This window comes from Azospirillum formosense, from assembly GCF_013340925.1.
Lineage (GTDB): Bacteria > Pseudomonadota > Alphaproteobacteria > Azospirillales > Azospirillaceae > Azospirillum > Azospirillum formosense.
The window spans coordinates 1-6,381 of sequence record NZ_WHOR01000305.1; the positions used below are offsets into that span (position 1 = coordinate 1).

At 73.5% G+C, this 6,381-nt stretch carries 3 protein-coding genes; 2 read left to right on the forward strand and 1 reads right to left on the reverse strand.

Annotation, left to right across the window (positions count from 1 at the left end):
* Positions 1-206: 206 nt before the first annotated feature.
* Together GBZ26_RS25650 and GBZ26_RS25655 are read left to right on the forward strand one after the other, a co-directional pair.
* On the forward strand, positions 207-1,463 hold the full coding sequence (locus GBZ26_RS25650) for an exonuclease SbcCD subunit D (RefSeq protein ID WP_174441264.1): 1,257 nt from the start codon (positions 207-209) through the stop codon (positions 1,461-1,463).
* Positions 1,463-5,233: an AAA family ATPase gene (locus tag GBZ26_RS25655; protein WP_174441265.1), complete on the forward strand. Its 3,771-nt coding sequence runs from the start codon at positions 1,463-1,465 to the stop codon at positions 5,231-5,233. Before GBZ26_RS25650 ends, GBZ26_RS25655 begins: the two co-directional genes overlap by 1 nt.
* Before the next feature lie 90 nt (positions 5,234-5,323).
* On the opposite strand, the gene GBZ26_RS25660 is transcribed toward GBZ26_RS25655, so the two are convergent.
* On the reverse strand, positions 5,324-6,295 hold the full coding sequence (locus tag GBZ26_RS25660) for a replication protein RepA (protein ID WP_014197970.1): 972 nt from the start codon (positions 6,293-6,295) through the stop codon (positions 5,324-5,326).
* Positions 6,296-6,381: the final 86 nt, after the last annotated feature.

Below are 6,381 nucleotides of genomic sequence, written 5' to 3' on the forward strand. Positions count from 1 at the left end.
GCCAGAATGTCTCTGTTTTCCCGACCCGTCGGCGCCTCGTTAGCGGCCACCGCGTCGGGAGGCGCTTTATATGCGGGGTCCCCCGGGGGTGGCAAGCACTTTTTTCGACCCACGGCGATTTTTCCCCGCTGCCTTTTTCACACGGCGCCTTCGCCGCCGCGCTTTCATAGAATGCCGGTCCCTTTCCGATGGACCCGCTTTTCCCCATGCGTCTTCTCCACACCGCTGACTGGCACCTCGGGCAGACTCTGCACGGCTTCGCGCGCGAGCACGAGCATGCGCGCTTCCTTGATTGGCTTCTCGACCGGCTTGAGGATCGGGCCGTCGACGCGCTGGTCATCGCCGGGGATGTGTTCGACGGGCAGAACCCGCCGATTCCGGCGCTCGGCCTGTTCTACCGGTTCCTGGCGAAGGCCAAGGCCCGCTGCCCGGCGCTGGACATCGTGGTGGTCGCCGGCAACCACGACAGCGGCAGCCGGTTGGAGGCGCCCTCTCCCCTGCTGACGGAAATGGGGGTGCGGGTGGTCGGCGCCCTACCGGTAGACGGGGATGGCGCCGTTGCGCCGGAGGGGCTGGTGGTTCCACTGACCGGCCGCGACGGGACGGTCGCCGCGCGTTGCGTCGCGGTGCCCTATCTGCGCCCGGCCGACCTGCCGCCGCTGAGCGAGGAGGAGATCGCCGCGGGCGCCGACCCGCTGGTCGAAGGGGTGCGCCGGGTCTACGCCGACGCGGCGGAGGCCGGGCGGCGCGCGTTGCGGTCCGGCGAGGCGCTGATCCTCACCGGCCATTGCTACATGCGCGACGGCGCCCTGTCCGAACTCAGCGAGCGCAAGATCCTCGGCGGCAACCAGCACGCGCTGCCGGTGGACGTCTTCCCGGAGGACGCGGCCTATGTGGCGCTGGGCCACCTGCACCGGGCGCAGGCGGTGGGGACGCGCGACTCGGTGCGCTACAGCGGCTCCCCCCTTCCGCTGGCGGTGGACGAGGAGCCCTACCCGCATCAGGTGGTGCTGGCCGACTTCGCGGAGGGACGGCTGGTCGGGGTCGAATCGCTGCGGGTGCCCCGCTTCGTCGCCATCCGGCGAATCCCCGGCGGCGGGCGGTTCGCGGCGGCGGAGGACGCGCTGGCGGCGCTGGCCGCGCTGGAACTGGACGAGGAGCTGCCGCGCGAGGGCTGGCCTTACATAGAGGTCTCGGTGGAATTGCCGGCGCCCCGGCCGGCGCTGCGCGAGGAGGTGGTCGCGGCGCTGGCCGGACGCCCGGCGCGGCTGGTCAAGCTGGCCCTGCGGCTGACCGGCAGCGGCGAGACGCTGGCCGAATCCGTGCCTCTGGCCGATCTGGCCGATCTGGCGCCGGAGGACGTGTTCCTGCGGCTCTACCGCCGCCATCACGAGGGCGAGCCGGAACCGGCCTTGCTCGCCGCCTTTCACGAGTTGGTCGCGACCGTCCAGGAGGATGCGTGATGCGGATTCTTGCGGTTCGCGGCTGCAATCTGGCCAGCCTGGACGGGACCTTCGCGGTGGAGCTGGCCGGCGGGCCGCTGCGCCACGCCGGCCTGTTCGCCATCACCGGCCCAACCGGGGCGGGTAAGAGCACGATCCTGGACGCTCTGTGCCTCGCTTTGTTCGACCGCATGCCCCGGCTGCCGGACGGACGCGGCGTGGCGCTGGGCGCCAGCGGCGACACCGACGCCATCAGCACCACCGACGTGCGCAGCGTCCTGCGCCGCGGCGCCGGGTCCGGTTGGGCCGAGGTGGACTTCGCCGGGATCGACGGCGCCGCCTACCGGGCGCGCTGGGAATTGCGGCGGGCGCGGCAGAACGCGCGCGGCCAGTTGCAGAAGCAGACGATGAGCCTGACCGCGCTTGCGGACGGCAAGCGGCTGGGCGACGGCAAGACCAGCGTGCTGGACGAGATTTCCACCCGGCTGGGGCTGAGCTTCGAGCAGTTCCGCCGCGCCGTCCTGCTGGCCCAGGGCGATTTCGCCAATTTCCTCAAGGCTCCTGCGACGGAGCGTTCCGCCCTGCTGGAGTTGCTGACCGGCACCGAAATCTACTCCCGCATCTCCATCGCCGCGCATGAGCGCTCCCGGGAGGAACAGCGGGCGCTGGAGGCGCTGGAGGGGCAGTGCGCGGGCATCGGCGTGCTGACCGACGACGAGCGCGCCGTCCTGGACGCCGAGGCCGGTGCGGCGGCCGAGGCGGTCCGGCGGGAGGAAACGGCGTTCGAGCAGGCCCGCGCCGCCGTCGCCTGGCATGAGCAGGACGCCCGGCTGGCCAAGGCGGAGACGGACGCCGCCATGACGAGCGCACGGACCGAAGAGGTCTGGCAGGAGGCCGGGGCGCGGCGGGAGGAGGCCGCGCTGCTGCGCCGCCTCCAACCCTTGCGGGTGCGATTGAGCGAGGCGGACCGCTGCGCCGCGGCGGCGTCGGAGGCTGCGGAGGCATTGGCCCGCGCCCACGCCGCGGTGACCGAGGCGCAGGACCGGTTGGTCCAGGCCGAGACCCGCCATCGCGAGGTGCGCGGCGCCTACGAGACGGCCCGCGGCGCCATGGACGCCGCCGATCCGGAGCTGGAACAGGCCGCCGCGCTGGACGCCGCGATCGCCGCGCTGGCCGGCCAGCAGGCCGGGGCGCTCGCCGATGCCGCAACGGCGGAGGCGGACGCCAAGGGGATCGGAGAGAGCTTGACCGCCATCCGGACAGCGCTGGACCAGGCCCACGCCGATTCGGCGGGTCTGGACGGCTGGCTGTCCGGGCAGACGGCGCTGCTGCCGGTGGCCGACCAGTGGGCGCGCTGGGACGCGCTGCTGCTGCGCCACCGCGACTCGGCAAGAGCCTTGCGGGAAGCGGAGGCGGAGGCTGGGCGCGCGGCCGCGGAAGCTGAGGCCCGCGAGGCGGAGCTGGCCCGCCTGTCCGCCGTCCGACGGGATGCCGAAGCACAGCGGGACGCGGCCGAGCGGACGCTGTCCGCGCTGAAGGCCGAGGCGGTGGAATCGCTGGACTCCCTGCGCGGGCGCCGCACGGCGCTGGCCGACCGCCGCGACGGGCTGGCGGTCCTGGCCCAATTGGCGGAACGGGCCGCGCGGCTGGCCGCGGACGCCGCGGACGCCGAGGTGGAGCGCGGGCAACAGCGCACCGCCGCCGCGGACGGGGAGGCCCGTGCCGCGGAGACCACAGCACGGCTGGACCAGCGTCGGGCGGCGTTGGAGGAGGCGGACGCCACCCTGCACCGCTTGCGCCTCGCCCGCAGCGAGGATGTGGCGTCGCTGCGCGCTCAACTGACGGAGGGCGAGAACTGCCCGGTCTGCGGCGCCACGGAGCATCCCTGGGGCGCCGGGCACACCCCGCTCGACCGGCTGGCCGAGGATCAGGAGCGCCACGTCGCCGCCTTGCACGCCGAAGTGACCGGGCTGGCCACCGACCAAGGCGCCCACAGCGCCGCGGCGAAGGCGGCGCGGGAGCGCGCGGCGGCCCTGGATGGACGGCTGTCCGCCCTGGCGGCGGACCGGACGGCCACGGTGGGGCGCTGGGCGGAGCGGGCGCCGGGCTTCGGGTTGCCCGCCGAACCGGACGCGGAGACCGTCACCCGGCGGTTGGCCGGCGTGGACGCTGAGCTGGCGGAAGCCGGGCGGGCCGAGGCCAGGGCGTTGGACCACAAGGCGCGAATCGACGCCGCGATGCAGGCCTGCCGCGAGCGGGACGCGGCGCTGACCGAGGCGGAGCGGGCGATCGAGGCGCGGAGCCGCCAGCGGGACGCCGCCCGCCACGCCGAATCCCTGGCCGTGGCGCGGCGCGATCAGGCGGCGGACACGCGGGCGGCGGTGCGGGCGGAACTGGCCCCGCCCTTCGCCGGGCTTGAGGGCTGGGACAGCCGGCTCGACCACGACCCCGACGCGTTCCGCGAGGATCTCGGCGGGCGGGTCGCCGAAGTTCTGCGCCAGCGGGAGGGGTTGGCCAAGGCGCGACGCGACGTGGAGGCTCTGGAGCGGCAGGCCGGCACCAAGGCGGCGGAGCTGGAGGGCGCGCGGCAGGCCGAGCAAGCCGCGCGGCGGCGGTGCGAGGGGCTGGCCGCGGCGCTGGAGGATCGGCGCGCGGCGCGGGCGTCCCTGCTGGGCGGGCAGGCGGTCGCCACGGTGAAGAAGGAGTTGGCCGACGCCTGCCATCGGGCGGAGGCCCTGGTCGAACGGGCCACGATCGCCCGGCAGGACGCGGCAGCCCGCCTGTCCGGAGCGGAGCAGGCCGTCGCCACACGCGGCGATGCCGCCCGCCGTTGCGCCGCCGAGGCGGAAGCCGCGGCCGACACCCTGGCCGCCGCGGCGGAGCGCTGCGGCGTCACCGTGGAGGCGGCGCGCGCCCATCTGGTCCGGGACGAGGATTGGCTGGCCGAAGAGGAACGGGCGCTGGCCGCCCTCGAATCGGCGCGGCGCGAGACGGCGCTGTTGGTGGCGGAGCGGGCGCGGCTGCGGCAGGAGCACCACGCCGCCGGGTGCCCCCTGCTCAGTGCGGAGGAGGCCGGCGGGGCCGTCGCCGAAACGGGCCGGCGCCTTCAGGAGGCCCGCGGCCGGCTGGGCGAGACCCAGGCCCGGCTGCGCGCCGACACGGAGAACCGCGGCCGCCTCGCCGCCGTGCTCGACCGGGTGAAGGCGCAGCGCAGGGCGCAGGAGTTGTGGGCGACCATGGCGCAGCTCATCGGCTCGGCCGACGGGCGGAAGCTGCGCAACTTCGCCCAGAGCCTCAGCCTCGACCTGCTGCTGGTGCAGGCGAACCGCTATCTGGCGGATCTCGCCCGCCGCTACCGGCTGGAGCGGGTCGGTGGGGCCGACCTGGAGATCCAGGTGGTGGACGGCGAGATGGGCGACGAGCGGCGCGGCGTGCACAGCCTGTCCGGCGGCGAGATGTTCCTGGTGTCGCTGGCGCTGGCGCTTGGCCTGTCGGCCATGGCGGGAGGCAGCGGCGGCGGCGGGATCGGCACGCTGTTCATCGACGAGGGCTTCGGCACGCTGGACCCCGGCAGCCTGGATCTGGCGCTGTCCTGCCTGGAGGCGCTCCAGGCCACCGGGCGGCAGGTCGGAGTCATCAGCCACGTCCCGGCGTTGGTGGAGCGGATCGGCGTGCAGGTGCGCGTCATCCCGCAGGGCGGCGGGCGCAGCGCCGTGGCGGTCACCCGTGGAACGCTGGCGGCGCCGTCAGCGGATGCGGCGGCGGAGCGGGAACTGCTGCTGCCCCTGTAGAAGGGCTCCGGGAGGCGCGTCCGCTCCGCGTCTCCGCGGCAAAGAGGCGTCAGGCCCGATGGCTCCGTCCGACGCTCGACCAATCGCCCGTCAGCCGCGGACGGGGCGCAGGACGAGATGCTTGTTCGATGGCACGGCCGGCGCCGAGGGACGCAGGACGAGTCCCTTGGACGTCGGCTCGATGTTCGCGTCGGGATAGACGGCCATGACGTCCTTCAGCGCTTCCTTCAGGCGGAAGGCCAGGACGCGGTGCTCGCTGACCGAGCCGAAATGCTGCGACAGGGCATGCCAGGGAACGACCGTCTGCTTGTCCAGCCGGTGCAGGCGGTGGACCAGCCACACATAGGCGTCGAGCGCCAGGGCGGAGTTCTTCAGCTTGGCGATGGCGTGCTCGTCCAGCGGGACGGCGTGTTCCATCAGATGCTCGAAGAAGCTCTGGGTCAGGCGGACGAAGCGCACCCACTCGCCGCCGGTGCGGAACAGGTCGGGCGTGTCCTCCTCGTCCCGCCACAGCTTGATGCCGTCGATCAGGCGCTGGTCGGAAATCTCCGCGGTCGAGGGGCCGGTGGTGGTGCGCAGGGTGAATTCGCTACGGGCGATCCGCAGGACCTGCTCGCGCACCGGCTTGTAGTTGCCGCGCTCGCCGCCCGTCGGGGCCAGCCCGAGACGGCGCAGCCACGCGCTCATGCTCGGCCCCAGATCGACGTGGGCGCTGCGCGTCTTGCGCGCCTCGGTCTGCAGGTAGATCATGATCAGGCGCGCCTTGGCGCCGTAGGGAACGCCGACGTCCAGGACCGTGCCGTCGCGCAGCGGCAGGATGCCGGGACGGACGACGAGCTGGTACTTGCCGTTGTTGCGCACCCAGGGGGCGGTCTCGTCCTTGGGCTTGCGGTGCGGCAGGGAGGCTTGGCAGAAGCCGGCGTGGAGATAGCCGATCGCGTCCATCTCGTTGGACAGCGCTTCATGGGCCATCATCACACGGCGGCGCTCCTTGGGGTCTTCGGTGCGGGCAAGAACCGCCTCGAATCCCTCCAGGGTAAGCTGCTCGTGGATTTTCGCCATGGGACCCCTCCGGCCTCGTTCGGTCACGTTCCTGTCGTTTCAGAAAACACAAAATGTGGTTGCTGCGAAGCGCGTCCATCCCACGA